The 16,755-nt window shown below is 60.8% G+C and carries 14 protein-coding genes; 8 read left to right on the top strand and 6 right to left on the bottom strand.

Going from position 1 to position 16,755, the window contains the following annotated elements; all coding sequences use genetic code 11:
• The first annotated feature begins 221 nt into the window (after positions 1 to 221).
• Positions 222 to 1,553: a TAXI family TRAP transporter solute-binding subunit gene (locus METAC_RS23605; protein WP_051335565.1), complete on the top strand. Its 1,332-nt coding sequence runs from the start codon at positions 222 to 224 to the stop codon at positions 1,551 to 1,553.
• Here the strand turns inward: METAC_RS23605 and METAC_RS0113565 are convergent.
• Positions 1,543 to 1,785: a hypothetical protein gene (locus METAC_RS0113565; RefSeq protein WP_026607468.1), complete on the bottom strand. Its 243-nt coding sequence runs from the start codon at positions 1,783 to 1,785 to the stop codon at positions 1,543 to 1,545. The genes METAC_RS23605 and METAC_RS0113565 overlap by 11 nt on opposite strands.
• 370 nt (positions 1,786 to 2,155) lie before the next feature.
• On the opposite strand from METAC_RS0113565, the gene typA reads away from it, so the two are divergent.
• Both typA and METAC_RS0113540 read left to right on the top strand, forming a co-directional pair.
• On the top strand, positions 2,156 to 3,976 hold the full coding sequence (gene typA / locus METAC_RS0113555; RefSeq protein WP_026607466.1) for a translational GTPase TypA: 1,821 nt from the start codon (positions 2,156 to 2,158) through the stop codon (positions 3,974 to 3,976).
• 548 nt (positions 3,977 to 4,524) lie between these two features.
• Positions 4,525 to 5,289: an alpha/beta hydrolase gene (locus METAC_RS0113540; protein WP_026607464.1), complete on the top strand. Its 765-nt coding sequence runs from the start codon at positions 4,525 to 4,527 to the stop codon at positions 5,287 to 5,289.
• A gap of 136 nt (positions 5,290 to 5,425) precedes the next feature.
• On the opposite strand, the gene METAC_RS0113535 is transcribed toward METAC_RS0113540, so the two are convergent.
• On the bottom strand, positions 5,426 to 5,995 hold the full coding sequence (locus METAC_RS0113535; RefSeq protein WP_245257486.1) for a PadR family transcriptional regulator: 570 nt from the start codon (positions 5,993 to 5,995) through the stop codon (positions 5,426 to 5,428).
• A 235-nt stretch (positions 5,996 to 6,230) separates the two neighbouring features.
• On the opposite strand from METAC_RS0113535, the gene METAC_RS0113525 reads away from it, so the two are divergent.
• Positions 6,231 to 7,046, top strand: coding sequence for a L,D-transpeptidase (locus METAC_RS0113525; RefSeq protein ID WP_026607462.1), 816 nt, complete (start codon positions 6,231 to 6,233; stop codon positions 7,044 to 7,046).
• Between the two features lie 74 nt (positions 7,047 to 7,120).
• Here the strand turns inward: METAC_RS0113525 and mutM are convergent, their stop codons facing one another.
• Positions 7,121 to 7,993, bottom strand: a complete 873-nt coding sequence (mutM, locus tag METAC_RS0113520; protein ID WP_026607461.1) for a bifunctional DNA-formamidopyrimidine glycosylase/DNA-(apurinic or apyrimidinic site) lyase — start codon at positions 7,991 to 7,993, stop codon at positions 7,121 to 7,123.
• A 441-nt stretch (positions 7,994 to 8,434) separates the two neighbouring features.
• Between mutM and METAC_RS0113510 the strand changes: the two genes are divergently transcribed.
• Positions 8,435 to 9,094 (top strand): hypothetical protein, encoded by a 660-nt coding sequence (locus tag METAC_RS0113510; protein ID WP_026607459.1) that lies wholly within the window; start codon positions 8,435 to 8,437, stop codon positions 9,092 to 9,094.
• 68 nt (positions 9,095 to 9,162) lie between these two features.
• Here the strand turns inward: METAC_RS0113510 and METAC_RS23600 are convergent, their stop codons facing one another.
• The 3 genes from METAC_RS23600 to METAC_RS0113495 all read right to left on the bottom strand — a co-directional run bounded on the left by METAC_RS23600 (position 9,163) and on the right by METAC_RS0113495 (position 12,178).
• Positions 9,163 to 11,175: a rhodanese-like domain-containing protein gene (locus METAC_RS23600; RefSeq protein WP_026607458.1), complete on the bottom strand. Its 2,013-nt coding sequence runs from the start codon at positions 11,173 to 11,175 to the stop codon at positions 9,163 to 9,165.
• The gene (locus METAC_RS0113500; RefSeq protein WP_026607457.1) at positions 11,172 to 11,612 is read right to left on the bottom strand and encodes an ArsC/Spx/MgsR family protein; all 441 of its coding nucleotides are present in this window, start codon (positions 11,610 to 11,612) and stop codon (positions 11,172 to 11,174) included. Before METAC_RS0113500 ends, METAC_RS23600 begins: the two co-directional genes overlap by 4 nt.
• Positions 11,613 to 11,713: 101 nt before the next feature.
• Positions 11,714 to 12,178 carry a response regulator gene (locus METAC_RS0113495; protein ID WP_036256492.1) on the bottom strand — a complete coding sequence of 155 codons (465 nt, stop codon included), beginning with the start codon at positions 12,176 to 12,178 and terminating at the stop codon, positions 11,714 to 11,716.
• Positions 12,179 to 12,626: 448 nt separating this feature from the next.
• On the opposite strand from METAC_RS0113495, the gene nifH reads away from it, so the two are divergent.
• From nifH to nifK, 3 genes are all read left to right on the top strand, one after another.
• Positions 12,627 to 13,499 carry a nitrogenase iron protein gene (gene nifH, locus METAC_RS0113490; RefSeq protein WP_026607455.1) on the top strand — a complete coding sequence of 291 codons (873 nt, stop codon included), beginning with the start codon at positions 12,627 to 12,629 and terminating at the stop codon, positions 13,497 to 13,499.
• Between the two features lie 75 nt (positions 13,500 to 13,574).
• Complete coding sequence (gene nifD / locus METAC_RS0113485) at positions 13,575 to 15,035, top strand: nitrogenase molybdenum-iron protein alpha chain (RefSeq protein ID WP_026607454.1); 1,461 nt, start codon at positions 13,575 to 13,577, stop codon at positions 15,033 to 15,035.
• An 81-nt stretch (positions 15,036 to 15,116) separates the two neighbouring features.
• Positions 15,117 to 16,679 (top strand): nitrogenase molybdenum-iron protein subunit beta, encoded by a 1,563-nt coding sequence (nifK, locus tag METAC_RS0113480; protein WP_026607453.1) that lies wholly within the window; start codon positions 15,117 to 15,119, stop codon positions 16,677 to 16,679.
• The last annotated feature ends 76 nt before the right edge of the window (positions 16,680 to 16,755 follow it).

Here is a 16,755-nt window from a genome sequence, read left to right as displayed (position 1 = left end):
GAGGCTTTGGCGCGAGTGATGCTTTAAGTCTTTCGCGAAGCGAGGCGTGATTCCATTAAGGGATCTTTCATGATCCTGCCTTGTTTTGAAGTTTCGTTAGGATTGGAAGTTTGGGAATGCGCGGGGGCGGCGACAATTTGAAATGACGCTTCGGGTCGGGGGACCGAAGGCGTGTTTGCCGGCGACCGGTTCGGCTTTGAGGTTCCTCTAGGGAGTCTGGAATGCGCGCTCTGAAGCTTGCCGCCGCGGGCGGAGCCTTCGTCGTTATCGGCGCATTGGGGGCCGCCGTCTATTCGTATGAACGCCCGACCGTGCTTCGCGTCGCCGTGACGCGCGCTAGCGCCGATCAGGCGATCTTCGCGGCTGCGGCGCAGGAATTGGCTCAGGACAAGACGAGCATTCGCCTCAAGCCAGTCGTGGTCGAGACTTTGGCTGAGAGCGCGCGGGCGCTCGAGGACCAGCGGGCCGATCTCGCGGTCGTGCGCAGCGACGTCGCGATGCCGTCGGGCGGACAAACGGTGCTGATCATGCGCCGGAACGCCGCTCTGCTGGTCGCGCCAGCGTCGTCGGAAGCGCGGTCGATCGAGGATCTGCGCGGTAAGAAGGTCGGCGTCCTCTTAGGCGAGGAGGTGGGAAAGACCGGCGGCCAAAGCCTTCTTGACGCTGCGCTCGCACAATATGACGTCCCGTCGGCTTCCGTCCGAAAGGTGGCGCTCGCGCTTGAGGATCTGCCGAGCGCGATCTCTCATGGCGAAGTCGACGCCGTTCTCGTAATCGAGGCGCCTGGATCGGCGGCTGCGGCCAGCGCGATTGCGGCCATCGCCGAGGCCGGGGGCGGCGCGCCGAATTTCATTCCGATCGCCGAAGCCAAGGCCATCGCCCAGCGTTCGCCGAATTTCGAAGCGATGGAGGTGACGCGGGGCGCTTTCGGGGGCGCGCAGCCTCGTCCGGCGGCCGATCTCGACACGCTCGGCGCGAGCACCCGGCTCGTCGCGCGGCATAGTCTCGACAATCAAACGGTCGCCGAACTGACTCGGCTTTTGCTGGACGAGCGCCCGGACATCGCCGTGCAGGTGCCCGTGGCGAACCGCATCGAGGCGCCGCCGACCGACAAGGGCGCCGCTCTACCGGTCCATCCCGGAACCATCGCCTATCTCGACGACGAGGAAAAAGGCTTCTTCGAGACCTACAGCGACTTCATCTATATCGGGGCTATGATCCTCAGCCTGTTCGGCACGGGCGCGGCGGCCGTTGTCGCTAAGCTCAACCGGCGACAAGGCGAGGATTTCGAGCGGATCCTGCTGCGTCTCATGGAGATCATCCGACACAGCCGGGAGGCCGCCCGCCTCGATGCGCTGGATGAGCTCGAACGCGAGGCGGATGAGCTTTTGGCCATGGCGCTAGCTCTCGACGCGAGCCATGCCCTGAGCGGCAATCGCCTCGCCGCGACCGGCCTCGCGCTCAACCAGGTGCGTCACGCCATCGCCGACCGGCGCCGGTTTTTTGAAGCTCCCGTGCGCACGCGCTTCGCGCCGCGCCTCGTCAACGAATAGAGTCGTTTGGACCCGCCGCGCGCCGCCGCGCGCGCCATCGTTGCGCCGCGATAAGGCTCCAAATCGCCTCGACGAGGCCGAACGGCCAAGCGCCTTGCAGGAAGCCGTAGATCGAGCCGAGACCGCAAGCCAAGGCGAAGCCGAGGACAAACCACGAGCTTTTGCCTTCGAGCGCATAGGTCGCCAGCATCGCGCTGACCGCGAACAAGCCGAAAAGCGTCAGACCGTCCATCGCCATAGGGCTCCTGAGCGCCTGGAACATGCTCCAACATAACAATCGGGAGCGCGTTCTTGTCGATTGGACGGCGGCGTCCAATCGAAACGCGCTCTAGCTTGCGCGTTCATGAAGGCTTCGTTCGAGCGGCGCATAAGAGGTTTCCAAATCAAATGGTTTCGTATATGGGATGCTGCGACTGCGAAAGCGCCGCCCCATATATCAAGCATCGCGCCAGCTCGTCCTTGGGAATTGTGCGCGGGCTCCGGGCGAGGGCGCTTCCCTGCGCCGCCTCGGCGCAGATGGGTTGTGCGCATCCAAATTCGAGATCTGTCCGGAAATCCCTGCGGCTTGATTTCAGCGGCTTCAAATTAGACATGGCGAACCAATGAATCTTCGGAATATTGCTATTATCGCCCACGTCGACCACGGCAAGACGACGTTGGTGGATCGCCTGCTCCAGCAATCGGGCGCGTTTCGCGAAAATCAGCGCGTCGCCGAGCGGGTGATGGATTCGAACGATCTTGAGAAAGAGCGCGGCATCACGATCATGGCCAAGGCGACGTCGATCGCCTGGAAGGACGCGCGCATCAATATTGTCGACACGCCCGGCCATGCGGATTTCGGCGGCGAGGTGGAGCGCATCCTTTCGATGGTCGACGGCGCGATCGTTCTCGTCGACGCTTCCGAAGGGCCGATGCCGCAGACGAAATTCGTGGTCGGCAAAGCGCTGAAGATCGGCCTTCGGCCGATCGTCGCGGTCAATAAAGTCGACAAGCCGGACGCGCGCGTCACCGAGGTGGTCAACGAGGTCTTCGATCTCTTCGCCGCCTTGGACGCGACCGACGAGCAGCTCGATTTTCCGATCCTCTATGGTTCGGCGAAGCAAGGCTGGATGGCGACGAGCCCGGACGGCCCGCAGGACGGCATGGCGCCTTTGTTCGACCTCGTCCTTGATCACGTGCCGCCGCCGCGCGTCGAAGAGGGCGGCTTTCGCATGCTCGGCACTCTGCTCGAGGCCAATCCCTATCTCGGCCGCTTGATCACGGGCCGCGTGTTCGCCGGCTCGGTGAAGCCGAACCAGAGCGTCAAGGTCCTCGACCGCAACGGCAATGTCGTCGAGCAGGGCAGGGTGTCCAAGATCCTGGCGTTTCGCGGCATTGAGCGCACCCCGATCGACGAGGCCGAGGCGGGCGACATCGTGGCCATTGCCGGGCTCGAGAAATTCAACGTCGCCGACACTTTATGCGCGCCCGACGTCGCCGTGCCTCTTCAGGCCCAGCCGATCGACCCGCCGACTTTGTCGATGACCTTCCTCGTCAATGATTCGCCGCTTGCCGGAACCGAAGGCGACAAGGTGACGAGTCGCGTCATTCGCGATCGCCTTTACAAGGAGGCCGAGGGCAATGTCGCTCTGCGCGTCGAGGATTCGCCCGGCTCGGATTCCTATATCGTCTCAGGCCGGGGTGAGCTGCAGCTCGCGATCCTGATCGAGACCATGCGTCGGGAGGGTTTCGAGCTCGGCGTCTCGCGGCCGAAGGTCGTCTTCCAGAAGGATGAAAGCGGCAAGCAACTGCTCGAGCCGATCGAGGAGGTCGTGATCGACGTCGACGAGGAGCATTCCGGCGTCGTCGTGCAGAAGATGGCCGAGCGCAAGGCCGAGATGATCGAGATGCGTCCGTCCGGCGGCAATCGTCTGCGGCTTGTGTTCCACGCGCCGACGCGCGGCCTCATTGGCTATCAGGGCGAGCTTTTGACGGATACGCGCGGCACGGCGATCATGAACCGGCTGTTTCATGAATATGCGCCTTGGAAGGGCGAGATCGCCGGGCGCCGCAACGGCGTTCTGATCTCGAACGACAATGGCGAGTCGGTCGCCTACGCCATGTGGAAGCTCGAGGATCGCGGCCCGATGATGATCGAGCCGGGCTGGAAGGTCTATCGTGGCATGATCGTCGGCGAGCATACGCGCGAAAACGACCTTGAGATCAACGTCTTGAAGGGCAAGCAGCTGACGAATATTCGCGCCGCCGGCAAGGATGAGGCGGTGCGGCTCACCCCGCCGATCAAGATGACGCTGGAAAGGGCGCTCGCCTATATCGAGGAAGACGAGCTCGTTGAGGTCACGCCCAAGTCGATCCGTCTGCGCAAAACCTATCTCGACCCCAATGAGCGCAAGCGCGCCGTGCGCGCGAAGGAGAGCGCCTAGACATCTTCCGAAAAGGTTGATCGACTTTTTCGATCAGAACAGGCTCCAGCTGATTGAACTGGAGCCTGTTCTTTTCGATTGGACGAATCCATCCAATCGGAACGCGCTCTGCAGTAAAAGGGCTACAGGTTGGCGTTGGGATTTCGGACGCTGCCGCCGAGAAATAGCAATGCGCCATTCATTTCTCGGCTGCGAGTTTGGCGAGCGGGTCGATCCTGTCAAGGACGCGAGCTAAAGCTCGCGCCGGCGCAGCCGATGCTTCGCATCCTTGACAGAATCGCGGCCGTCTCGCCGATCATACCGGCCGTGAGCTGAAGGGCGAAATCTGACATTGTCCGACGGATTCAATCCGGACTTTTGCGCTTGATGCGATGTTTTGCGGTTAAGATGGGCGCCTGCCGCATGTGCGATGGCGCACTCGCAGTTCAACGGCGCGGTTAAGCCAAAAGCAGCCCTTCGCAATACTGGTTCAGTCATAGTCGGGAAATATACGGCCCTCCAGGAATTGAGCCGATATTTATGTCCGCTAATATAAAGCCGGGCAAAAAATGAAAGAAACCCAGCACACGTTAAAGAGCGTCCACCTTGCGAATGAGCGGGCGATATGGGTGCGTGAGCCAGAGCATTGGGCCACGAACGTGACGGTGTTTCTGGACGCGGAGCTTTACAGAGACCGTGTTGGCGCGACTTCGATCATCGACGCCCTAGATTCCAACGGTGACATCGACAGTTCACTTTTTGTCTTTGTCTCAATGGAAAGCGCCGCTTCCCGGTGGGTGGAGTGTCCCTGCCACGCACCGTTCGCGCAGTTCATCGAAGATGAATTATTTCCGTGGCTTGAGGGAGCCTATCCTAGCGCGCTCGGAGCCAGGGAGCGTGTTATCGCGGGTCTGAGCTATACAGGATTGGCCGCGGCTTATGTGTCGATGATGAATCAATCCCGATTCACGAAAGTGATTGCCCAGTCCGGCTCGTTCTGGTCAAACGATTGTTGGATTATCGAATATTTCGAGAAACTGGATCCCAAGCCAAAAACAGAATTTTACTTGGATGTCGGTCTTCAAGAGATACAGGAGAACGTTCTGCACAAAGAGGATGTTTTGCAGGTCATCTCCCAGATCGAAGGGGTGAAGCGGTTTCGAGACGCATTGCTACGACACGGCTACCACCCTCGTTATGTCGAGTTTGACGGAGGGCACGATTTCACAGCTTGGAGCCTTACGCTGCCAGATGCGCTGAGATGGGCGCTGCCTTCTAGAAGGGAAAGAGCCCAACCATGCCGTCCGGCGAATGAAGCAGAGCTGCATCGCTGACGGCCGTGGTTCAAGGGCTGCCTTCGGCAAGCGTCAACGGCCGCAATGTCTCAGGTTCCGCCGATTTTGGCGGCGATTCCAGCTGAAGGCATCCTGCTCTAGAGTGCGTCCCATTCAGCTGCGGCCTGATCGGCGATCACACCGCCTCGACAGCTTTGGCGGCCGAGTCCAAGATATTGGCGATCTCGGCTGATTGCTCGCCGCTGAGCGGACCGCGTGAAATCCTCAAGCGCAAGGCGGTCTTTAAATTCTCCATCCCGCGGATGACGTCCGGAGCGGGACCTCCGCCGTGCCGCGCGCCGACTTCCGCCATGCGGCCGAAAATCGCTTGGACAGCGGCCTCGTTGCGCCGCAGGATATCCTCGCCTTCAGGCGTGATCGCATAGAGCTTGCGGGGACCCTCCGTCTCTTGGACGCGGATCGCGCCCATTTCTTCGAGCAGGGTCAGGGTCGGATAGATGATCCCCGGGCTCGGCGCATAGGCGCCTCCAAGGCGCTCCTCGATCGCCTTGATGATTTCATAGCCATGCGAGGGCTTTTCGGAAATCAGCTTCAGCACGACGAAACGCAGGTCGCCCTGCTCGAACATGCGCTTGCGGCCGCCGAAATGCTCATGGCGTCGAAACAGGCCATGTGGGCCGGGAAATTCGCGTCCACGGTGGCCATCGCCATGTGCAAACGCATGAAAAAAGGGGTGAAATCTCATGTGTGCTCTCTCTTTGGGTTGATCGATATAAAGACCGTATCTCGATATATCTAAGATAAAGATATATCTGAAATGCGAAATGGCAAGAGCTTTTTTGAGATTGGGTGCGCCCTGCGCCTAAGGAGCGCCTCGCGTCGGAGCAGAAAAGCTGGAACCGTTGCATTCGAGCAATATCGGCCCGACGGCATCTCGGCTAAAGTTCAACCTTGAGCCCCTTTACACCAGCGGACGCGCCATGCCTGATCTGAACCGCCGCATTGTCATCGCGGGAGCCACGGCTTCGGCTGCACTGGGGCTCGCCGGCTGCGTGAGCACGAACCCCAATCCGTCGTTCCAGGCGGGCGCGCCCGTGATCGTGCCGCCTACCCAAGCGCCGCCGCCCGCTGCGGTCGTGGAGACGACGCCGCTTGCGCCGCCGGACACGAACGAGACTGTTGCGGTCGCCGACGCCGATACAAAAACCGTCGGCGGCGTCTATGGAGCCGTGCCTAGCGAGCCTTTTCCGGTTCCCGCCGTCAAGCCGTCCGAGATCAACCGGGCCTTCGTGCGCGCCAATGTCGCCTATGTGACGAAAGAGCCGCCCGGCACAATCGTCGTCGATCCCGGTCATCACTATCTTTACCATGTCGAGGAAGGGGGCCGCGCGACCCGCTACGGCGTCGGCGTTGGCAAGGAAGGCTTTGTTTGGGCCGGCGAGGCGACGATCAAGAGCAAGCAGGAATGGCCGGATTGGTATCCGCCCAAGGAGATGATCGAGCGGAAGCCCGAACTCAAGAAAGTGATGAGCGCGCTGCAGAGCGGCGAGGGGATGCACGGCGGGCCGAAAAATCCGCTCGGCGCCCGCGCCATGTATCTTTGGCAGGGCAATAAGGACACGCTGTTTCGCATCCATGGCACGGTCGAGCCATGGACCATCGGCCAAAGCGTGTCCTCCGGCTGCATCCGCATGATCAATCAGGACGTGATCGATCTCTATAGCAAGACGCCGGTCGGAACCCGCGTCGTGGTGCTCGGCTCATCCTCGAAAGCGGCTAAGGTCGCGCATAATTAGAGCGACATGCCGATAGGGATTGGCGTGAGGCGGCACGTGAACGCCGAAACAGATCGCTTGCGCCGCCCGCCATTCTATCTCTGGCATGAGCTGCAATAGAAGGTCGCACGGCCGGATTGCACGATGCGCTCGATCGTTCCGCCGCAGCCCGGCTTGGGGCAGGGGCTTCCCGCGCGGTCATAGACGCGAAAGCTATGCTGAAAATAGCCGAGCGTTCCATTGGCTTGGCGATGGTCTCGCAGCGACGAGCCGCCAGCTGCGACGGCCTCCTCCAGAACTTCGCGAATGACTCTGGCGAGGACATGGGCGCGCTGGCCGGCTGTCCCATCCTTGCGGGCGAGGCCGCCAGCGGCGCGGCGCGGCGACAGCCCAGCGCGGTGGAGCGCCTCGCAGACATAAATATTGCCGAGGCCCGCGATCAGGCTTTGATCGAGAAGCGCCGCTTTCAGCGATGTCGCTTTTCCTGCGAAAAGGGCCGCCAGCGTTTGTCCGTCCAGCTCATTGCCGAGAGGCTCGAGGCCGATGGCCTTGAAGAGCGGGTGGGCGGCGAACTCGGCGCGACGGATCAGCAACATGAAGCCGAACCGGCGCGGATCATTATAGGTGACCCGCGCGCCGTTGGAGAATTCGAAGACGACATGATCATGGGCGGGGTTCTTAGCCGCGGCGGGACCAACGGCTGTTTCAGCCTCGCTTGCGTGAATTCGAAACGATCCCGACATGCCGAGATGCATCACGAGAACCTGCGCGTCGTCGAGATCAGCCAGGAGATATTTCGCGCGGCGTCCGAGCGCCTCCACACGCCGGCCGGCGAGACGTTCGGCGAAATTCTCGGGAAAGGGAAAGCGCAGGTCCGGCCGCCTCTGCTCGATGCGGATCAGCCGCGCGCCCAAGATGGCGGGCTCGAGTCCGCGTCGAACCGTCTCGACCTCAGGCAGTTCCGGCACGTCTCGCTGTCCTTATCTCGTCCATATTTCGTCCATGGGCGCGTCGATCGTTGTGGACAATAGATTCAGCGCGAACTTCGTCGCTTCCTTGCGCAAGAATCATGTTAGCCTGAATGACGATAGGATCAGATGCGTCGGAAGTCGCGGAGACGTTCGCACCGTCGCATTTTCATCGGCGACGGATCTTGCGTCGCATCCCTCGCGCGTTGGACGGAAGCGGGACCGGCGCAGGTTCGGCAGCGCTCTCGTCATTTGAAAGCCGCGAACAGCGCGTAAGGCTAACGGGGCTTCGGTCCGGTCGTCCGATTTCCGCGACCACCTATGGCGCCCGGATAAGGGCCCAAACAAAAAAATCGATCTCGTTCTGGGAGGAGGCCGCGTGACGCGGCGGTTGCGTGATCAGCGTATTCCTGCAGCTTTTCTTCAAAGGCATGAACTGCGATGAGCGCCTTCGGAACATTCGGATCCTTTGTCAAAAAGACCCTGGAGGGCGTCGCCGAGATCCTCAGCGCGCCCTTCGTCGGCGACCAGCAAAGCGCCGCGGCGCCGGCTGTCGCACCCTCTTCGCCAAGTTGTCCGCCAAGTCTGCCGACCAGTCCTCCGACCGCGGTTCGGGGCGAAAGCGCTGCATTGGTCGCCGACTGCGCCCTGGAAACCATCGCTAAGGGCCGAACCTTATCCGATGCGCCTTATGGCCCGGATTATCCCGCCTCCGCCGCGACGAGGCGCTATCGCGCGCTGAAAGCTGAAGGGCTCACGCCGAAGCAGGCGCGGGAATTCAGCCATTCCGCGAAAAAATTCGCGCAATATAAAAGTCTCTCGACCACGCGCTCCAATGGATCCGCCCTGACCAATTGGGGCAGGCTTGAGGCGTTCGATCAAGGCGTGGAGGCGTATGTTCGTCGCCGGAAGCAGACCGGCGCCTTGAAGCAGGATCTGAAAATCATCGAAGCGGAGATCGAGCGCGCCCGGGAATTATTGATCCAAAAATTCATCGATGGGGAGGACGCGCTCACAAACGACCATGTCCTCCTGATCGAGAAAGTCTCGGCGGCGATAGCCGTCACAGGCAGCGGGTCCCGGCCCGGCGTGGCTATCTGAGCGAAAGCCGATTTGCCACGCTCGCGACGTCGGTTCTGCTCGACCAGAGCGGAAGGGCTCCGGTGGAGCTATGCGCCGCGCTGCCTCCAGCCTTCATAGCCGCCGTCGAGGCTGTAGACTTTGGTGAAGCGAAAATCGGCGAATGTCTTGGCGTAAACCTGGCTGGCGTTGCCATGGTAGCAGTAGATCAGAACTGGCTTGTCCTTCGGCGTTCCCGACAGGAAGTTGAAAATATTCGCTTCGGTCACATGCTCGGCGCCGTCAATATGGCCGCCGTCATAGGAGCCTGGGTCGCGCATATCGAGCACGAGGGCGTCCCCGGCATCGATCAAGGCGCGGGCGGCTTCGACGCCGATCCTTTCAAAACTGGCTTCTTCGGCCATAGCTGCTTCTCCTTTATGCATGCCGCCTAATTTAGCGTCAGATCCCTGAGCTTCGGGATGTGTCTGGTTTGCGACATTCCGATTGGCGTAGGGCGGCAAGGTGCTGATCCGCGCGTCCACAAGGGCGCGGCCAACGGTGAAATGATAGAGCGAAGCGAAGGCCGCGTCTTTTAAGCCTAGGATTTCATGCAAGGAATCGTCGAAATAGCAGCCGATTCCGGTGCCGCGAAAACCCAGCGTCTCGGCTTCGAGATAAAGCACATGGCCGAGGAGGCCCGCCTCCCAATGCAATTGCTTGTAGCGCCAAGGCTCGCCGCGAACGATCTCCTCGAACTCGCAGAGCATTCCGAGCGCGAAGCAGCCGTCCGAGGCGATCGCCTGATGACAGTTCAGGGTTCGCGCCGCCTTGGCGCAGTCGCCCGGCAGCAACTGATAGAAATCGAGCTGCGGCGGCACATGCTCCGGGCGCTTCCAGAGAAATTCCGGCCGCATCGCCTGACGTAGCCGCATCGCGGCGTCGGGATTGCGCACCAGCGCGTAAACGCCCGGCTCGAGCCCGTCGACGCGATGAATGAAGAAGATGGGATGGATGCGCGGCGCATAGCTCCAGACGTCCCAAGGCGCGACATTGCGGGCGAGCAAACGGTCGATCAGATGATAAAAGGCGCCGGAGCCCATGCTTGCGCTACGATCAAAGCCTTGCGCGCTGCGCCGGCCTAGGATCACGCCGGCGGCTGGCTCGGGCGAGCCGAGGCCTATGGGCGGATAGTTCACCCTATGGCGCGGCTCTGGCGCGGCGGCTGTCTTGCGCGTCGCCGCCGAAGCCTCGTCGATGACCGGCCATTTATACATTGGATGGCGGTCGAGGATATTGGCGCGACCCTGCCAATCGCTTGCGCCTTCGCCGGCAAAAACGCCCGGCTCGTCGTCCGTGAGGCGGGAGACGCCCGGCGTCGCGCCTATGCGCAGGATCAGGTCGGGCGCCTCCCGCTCGGCGCCGCCGGCGTAATCCTCGTTGCGGTCGAGCCCGAGGAGCGCCGCGACGTCCCGGCTGCCGAGCGACTCGAGCATCTCGGCCTTCCAGCCGAGGACGCCAGCGGCATAGCGCAAGGCGCCGATTGCATGGCCGACGTCGAGCTGACAGTAGCGAAAAGCCCGCTCGCCATATTTCCAGGCTTCGCGCCAGTGGATTGAGGAAAGGCCGATCCAGAGCTGCGGCTCGACCTTTGCCGTCGCGGCGAATGTGCGGCGAAGCTCGAGGCTATGATCAAGGCTCACATAATGATGGACGCCGTCAGTCAGCCCTTCGATGTTTCGGGCCAGGACGTAGGCCTCGGTCGGATGCAAATTGCCGCTCGACGGCGCGCAGCGCACAGCCCATCGATCGGGGCCGTATTCCTTCCAGGCGGCGAGCGCCAGGGAGAGCTGGAGCAAGATTCCGAGCGAATCGAGGGCGAGGGGCGCGGCGGACCCATGTTCCTTAGCGTAAATATCCGAAAATGTGGTCTTGAGCGCGTCTCCCCCAAGCGGCAGCAGGATCCGCGCGCTACCTGAATATTCGCGGAAAGGGTTCGGCTGCTCCGACCAATCGAGCGTCTCAGGGCCCGCGGCATAGCGTTCGAGCCGATGCTTGGTGCGCTGATGATAGGAGAGGATGACTTCCGCGGCGTTTGCGGAGGGCGTCGGGGCGGCGGTCATGGCGCGGCGTCCGGCTCGGCGGCGCAGGCCGGCGCTGTCGTGGGGCGGCGGCAGGTCTCGAGATCGACGCCCTGCACGGAGGGCGCGCTCAGGCCGATCCAGGCGTCCACGTGATCCGGATCGAACCCGACGGAGCGCTCTCCCTCGACCTCCATCAGCGGACGGCGGATCAAAAGCGGCTCGTCCAGCATCAAGGCGATCGCCCGCTCCGCATCGAGCCTCTCCGGCTCGACGGCGCCTGATTTGACCCTCGGCGCGGCGCGATTGAACCATTCTGCGACTGGCCGGTCGCCGAAAAAATCGCGCAATCGCTCGGCGGTCCAGGGCTCGGTCAGCATGTCGCGGACGCTGAGGCTGTGCCCGGCCGCCTCGAGCAGCCGCTTTTGCCTGGCGTTATTGGCGCAACCCGGCTTTTCGTAAAAGATGATATGCGCCATTGAGTCTTCCCGAGAATTTCGGGCGCTTCCTTAGAAGCGCATTCGAGCAGCTGGGGGCGGCCAATTTGGGGCCGCCGCCGCCTCCCAATCATCGAACCGGCTCAGCCGAAGTTGAAATCGCCGAGCTGGACAAATTCGCTTTTCAAGCGCCCGAGCAGCATGTCCACCTTGCGCCGAACGACCTCGACGGTTAGCGGCTTCGTCAGCAACCCATGGGCGCCGCCGCCCTTGGCGAGCGCTTGCTTGGCGAGGGGAGCTTCCGCGTTCTCGGCGACGACTATGACCTTGGCTTGAGGAAATTTCTCAGAAATCTCCTTAAGAATATCGAGGCCTTTCGCCTCGAGGATGTTCAATCCCACCAGCAGAAGATGCGGGATTGATTTTTCGGTCTTGCCGTAAACGACTTTTTCCGACGCTTCATACGCTTCTTCGACGGTCGCGAATTCGTGCGTCTCATTGTCGTCCTCCAACATAAATTGAAGGATCGACCCGGTTATCCCATCATTGTCGATGATGAAAACGCGCTTGTTCTCAACCCTACGGTCATTATCGACGCCAATCTGCATGCTGACCTCATTCAGAATAAAGAGCGCCGGACGCGGCCGGGCGCGCACTGCCGAAAGGCGGAAAAGCAAGATTCATTCCCAGGACGCCTTGCCGAACCGCCCAATCCCCTTGCGCCAACCGAGCCGACGAACCGATTCAACCGACTCCCGCAGCGCTTTCGTCTTTTTACCTGTTTTGTTCGTGACACCAAAGCCCACTGTCGGAATCGGAACACGCCCGCTCGGCGCCCCGCATCGACGCCATACTGCTTAAATTTCAGTGGGTTGCATCTTTTGCCGTGGCTGGCACGGCGATTGCCACAAAGAGCGCGGGGATACGTCGCCGTTATCTAAGGCATGTGACGTGTCGTGTCCCGCGCCGCCATGGCGCGTCGATGCCTCTTTATCGGGGTTCGAGCGTCCCGGGTTCACGGTTAACAGCAAAACGGCCCAAATGGAGAAGTGAAATATGCGCCAGATTGCATTCTACGGTAAGGGAGGCATTGGCAAGTCCACGACCTCTCAGAACACCCTCGCCTGCCTCGCCGAGGCTGGCCACAAGATCCTCATCGTCGGCTGCGACCCCAAGGCTGACTCGACCCGCCTGATCCTTCACAGCAAGGCCCAGGACACCATTCTCAGCCTCGCGGCGGCGGCTGGTTCGGTCGAGGACCTCGAGATCGAAGACGTCATGAAGGTCGGCTATCTCGACATCAAGTGCGTCGAGTCGGGTGGACCGGAGCCGGGAGTTGGCTGCGCGGGCCGCGGCGTCATCACCTCGATCAACTTCCTCGAGGAGAACGGCGCTTACGAAGACGTCGATTACGTTTCTTATGACGTTCTTGGCGACGTCGTCTGCGGCGGCTTCGCGATGCCGATCCGTGAGAACAAGGCTCAGGAAATCTACATCGTCATGTCCGGCGAGATGATGGCCATGTATGCGGCCAACAACATCTCCAAGGGCATTCTGAAGTATGCGAACTCCGGCGGCGTCCGCCTGGGCGCGCTCGTCTGCAACGAGCGTCAGACCGACAAGGAGCTCGAGCTCGCCGAGGAACTCGCCAAGAAGCTTGGCACCTTCCTCATCCACTTCGTGCCGCGCGACAATATCGTTCAGCACGCTGAGCTGCGCCGCATGACCGTCGTGGAATACGCTCCCGACTCCAAGCAGGCTGGCGAATATCGCGATCTCGCGACCAAGATCCATGGGAACAAGGGCAACGGCATCATCCCGACCCCGATCACCATGGACGAGCTCGAGGACATGCTCATGGCCCATGGCATCATGAAGCAAGTCGACGAGTCGCAGATCGGCGTGACCGCCGCCGAGGCCGTCGCCTAATTTAGGCGTATTCGCTAAAGGCCGGCCCCTTCATGGGGCCGGCGCTCGCCCTTATCGCGTTCTGAGGAGATTGGCATGAGCCTTTCTGCACCCGAAACAATTGAAGAGATCAAGCAAAGGAACAAGGAGCTCATCGCCGAGGTCCTTGAAGCCTATCCCGAAAAGAGCAAGAAGAACCGCGCCAAGCACCTCAACCAGTTCCAGCAGGGCGGCAAGGATTGCTCGGTCAAGTCGAACATCAAGTCGGTTCCCGGCGTGATGACGATCCGCGGCTGCGCCTACGCCGGTTCGAAGGGCGTGGTTTGGGGCCCGATCAAGGACATGATCCACATCAGCCATGGTCCGGTCGGCTGCGGCCAATATTCTTGGGCCGCGCGCCGCAACTATTACATCGGCACGACGGGCGTCGACACGTTCGTCACGATGCAGTTCACTTCGGACTTCCAGGAAAAGGACATTGTCTTCGGCGGCGATAAGAAGCTCGCGAAGATCATGGACGAGATCATGGAGCTGTTCCCGCTGAACCATGGCGTCACGGTTCAGTCGGAATGCCCGATCGGCCTCATCGGCGACGACATCGAGGCGGTGTCGAAGCAGAAGTCGCGCGAATACGGCGGCAAGACGATCGTTCCGGTTCGCTGCGAAGGCTTCCGCGGCGTGTCTCAGTCGCTCGGCCATCACATCGCCAACGACTCGATCCGCGACTGGGTGTTCGACAAGATGGAGGGCAAGCCCGCCACTTTCGAGCAGACCGCATATGACGTCGCCATCATCGGCGACTATAACATCGGCGGCGACGCCTGGTCTTCGCGCATTCTGCTCGAGGAAATGGGCCTGCGCGTGATTGCGCAATGGTCGGGCGACGGTTCGATCGCTGAGCTCGAAGCGACCCCGAAGGCGAAGCTGAACGTCCTGCACTGCTATCGCTCGATGAACTATATTTCGCGCCACATGGAAGAAAAGTTCGGCGTTCCGTGGGTCGAATATAACTTCTTCGGACCGAGCAAGATCGCCGAATCGCTGCGCACCATCGCCAGCCATTTCGACGACAAGATCAAGGAAGGCGCCGAGCGCGTCATCGAGAAATATCGGGCGCTGTCGGACGCCGTGATCGCGAAATATCGTCCGCGTCTGCATGGCCGCAAGGTGATGCTGTTCGTCGGCGGTCTCCGTCCGCGTCACGTCATCGGCGCTTACGAAGATCTCGGCATGGAGGTCGTTGGCACGGGTTATGAATTCGGCCATAACGACGACTATCAGCGCACGACCCACTATGTGAAGGACGGCACGCTGATCTATGACGACGTGACGGGTTACGAATTCGAGAAATTCGTCGAAAAGATCCAGCCCGATCTCGTCGGCTCCGGCATCAAGGAGAAGTACGTCTTCCAGAAGATGGGCGTGCCTTTCCGCCAGATGCATTCCTGGGACTATTCGGGCCCGTATCACGGCTATGACGGCTTCGCCATCTTCGCCCGCGATATGGACATGGCGATCAACTCGCCGATTTGGGGCCTCACGAAGGCGCCATTCTGATCTCCGCTCAAGCCCTCCCCTTTCGAGGGGAGGGCGTCGGTCGGAGTGCTAAGAGACAAACAATTCAAGAGGATTTTTGGTATGCCCCAGAACGCCGATCACGTTCTCGACCACTTCGACTTGTTCCGCCAGCCGGAATATCGGGAGATGCTCGCGAACAAGAAGAAGAATTTTGAGAATCCGGTCGCCGATGCTGAAGTGCAGCGCGTGGTCGAGTGGACCAAGACGCAGGAATATCGCGACAAGAATTTCGCCCGCGAAGCGCTGACCGTCAATCCGGCCAAGGCGTGCCAGCCGCTCGGCGCCGTTTTCGCCGCCGTCGGCTTTGAAGGAACGGTCCCCTTCGTTCATGGGTCTCAGGGTTGCGTCGCCTATTATCGCAGCCATTTTTCGCGCCATTTCAAAGAGCCGAGCTCTTGCGTTTCGTCTTCGATGACGGAAGACGCGGCGGTTTTCGGCGGCCTGAACAATATGATCGACGGGCTCGCCAATACCTATAATCTCTACAAGCCGAAGATGATTTCGGTTTCGACCACCTGCATGGCGGAAGTGATCGGCGACGATTTGAACGCCTTCATCAAGACCGCGAAGACCAAGGGCTCCGTTCCGGAAGCCTATGACGTTCCCTTCGCCCACACGCCCGCCTTCGTCGGCAGCCATATCACCGGCTATGACAATGTCCTGAAAGGCATTTTCGAGCATTTCTGGGGCGGCAAGGCCGGCACGGTCGAGAAGCTCGCGCGCGTGCCGAACGAGACGATCAATTTCATCGGCGGCTTCGACCCTTACACGGTCGGCAATCTCCGCGAGATCAAGCGCATTTTCGACCTCATGGGCGTCGAATATACGATTATCGCCGATAATAGCGACGTGTGGGACACCCCGACCGACGGCACGTTCCGCATGTTCGACGGCGGCACGACGATCGACGAGATGAACGCCGCGGTCAACGCCAAGGCGACGGTCTCGATGCAGGAATACTGCACAGAAAAGACCCTGAAATACATCGACGAAGAGTGGAAGCACGAGACCGCCGCCTTCAATCACCCGATCAGCGTCGCTGCGACCGATAAATTCCTTCTTGAGATCTCGCGCCTGACCGGCAAGCCGGTTCCGGAGCAGATCAAGCTGGAGCGCGGCCGTCTCGTCGACGCCCTCGCCGATTCGAGCGCGCATATTCACGGAAAGAAATTCGCGATCTATGGCGATCCGGATCTCTGCATCGGCCTTGCTGAATTCCTGATGGAATGCGGCGGCGAGCCGACCCATATTCTGGCCACCAATGGCGGCAAGGCATGGGAAGCTAAAGTTCAGGCCCTGCTCGACTCGAACCCCTTCGGCGCAAACTGCCATGTTTATCCGCTTCGGGATCTCTGGCACATGCGCTCGCTGCTCTTCACCGAGCCGGTGGATTTCCTGATCGGCAACACCTACGGAAAATATCTGGAGCGCGACACCGGCACCCCGCTGATCCGCATCGGCTTCCCGATCTTCGATCGCCACCATCACCATCGCTATCCGGTGTGGGGTTATCAGGGCGGCTTGAACGTCCTGGTCTGGATCCTTGACCGGATCTTCGAGGTCATCGATCAGAATACGATCGTGCCCGCGCATTCGGATTTCAGCTACGACATTATCCGCTAATCGGCGGACAAGGTCAGGAAATGCGTCGGCGGGCATGGATCTTTCAAAAGCATCCATGCCCGCCGAACTATTTTTG

Source organism: Methylocapsa acidiphila B2, from assembly GCF_000427445.1.
In the GTDB taxonomy this organism is placed as follows: Bacteria; Pseudomonadota; Alphaproteobacteria; order Rhizobiales; family Beijerinckiaceae; genus Methylocapsa; species Methylocapsa acidiphila.
The sequence above is the reverse complement of the archived record's forward strand: the minus strand, read 5'-3'. Positions and strand labels throughout refer to the sequence as shown.

What these genes read in the sequence shown, in the direction of transcription:
- METAC_RS23605 (WP_051335565.1), top strand. Translation starts at nt 222, where the DNA reads ATGCGCGCTCTGAAGCTTGCCGCCGCGGGCGGAGCCTTCGTCGTTATC.
- METAC_RS0113565 (WP_026607468.1), bottom strand. Translation starts at nt 1,785, where the DNA reads ATGGACGGTCTGACGCTTTTCGGCTTGTTCGCGGTCAGCGCGATGCTG.
- typA (WP_026607466.1), top strand. Translation starts at nt 2,156, where the DNA reads ATGAATCTTCGGAATATTGCTATTATCGCCCACGTCGACCACGGCAAG.
- METAC_RS0113540 (WP_026607464.1), top strand. Translation starts at nt 4,525, where the DNA reads ATGAAAGAAACCCAGCACACGTTAAAGAGCGTCCACCTTGCGAATGAG.
- METAC_RS0113535 (WP_245257486.1), bottom strand. Translation starts at nt 5,995, where the DNA reads ATGAGATTTCACCCCTTTTTTCATGCGTTTGCACATGGCGATGGCCAC.
- METAC_RS0113525 (WP_026607462.1), top strand. Translation starts at nt 6,231, where the DNA reads ATGCCTGATCTGAACCGCCGCATTGTCATCGCGGGAGCCACGGCTTCG.
- METAC_RS0113510 (WP_026607459.1), top strand. Translation starts at nt 8,435, where the DNA reads ATGAGCGCCTTCGGAACATTCGGATCCTTTGTCAAAAAGACCCTGGAG.
- METAC_RS23600 (WP_026607458.1), bottom strand. Translation starts at nt 11,175, where the DNA reads ATGACCGCCGCCCCGACGCCCTCCGCAAACGCCGCGGAAGTCATCCTC.
- METAC_RS0113500 (WP_026607457.1), bottom strand. Translation starts at nt 11,612, where the DNA reads ATGGCGCATATCATCTTTTACGAAAAGCCGGGTTGCGCCAATAACGCC.
- METAC_RS0113495 (WP_036256492.1), bottom strand. Translation starts at nt 12,178, where the DNA reads ATGCAGATTGGCGTCGATAATGACCGTAGGGTTGAGAACAAGCGCGTT.
- nifH (WP_026607455.1), top strand. Translation starts at nt 12,627, where the DNA reads ATGCGCCAGATTGCATTCTACGGTAAGGGAGGCATTGGCAAGTCCACG.
- nifD (WP_026607454.1), top strand. Translation starts at nt 13,575, where the DNA reads ATGAGCCTTTCTGCACCCGAAACAATTGAAGAGATCAAGCAAAGGAAC.
- nifK (WP_026607453.1), top strand. Translation starts at nt 15,117, where the DNA reads ATGCCCCAGAACGCCGATCACGTTCTCGACCACTTCGACTTGTTCCGC.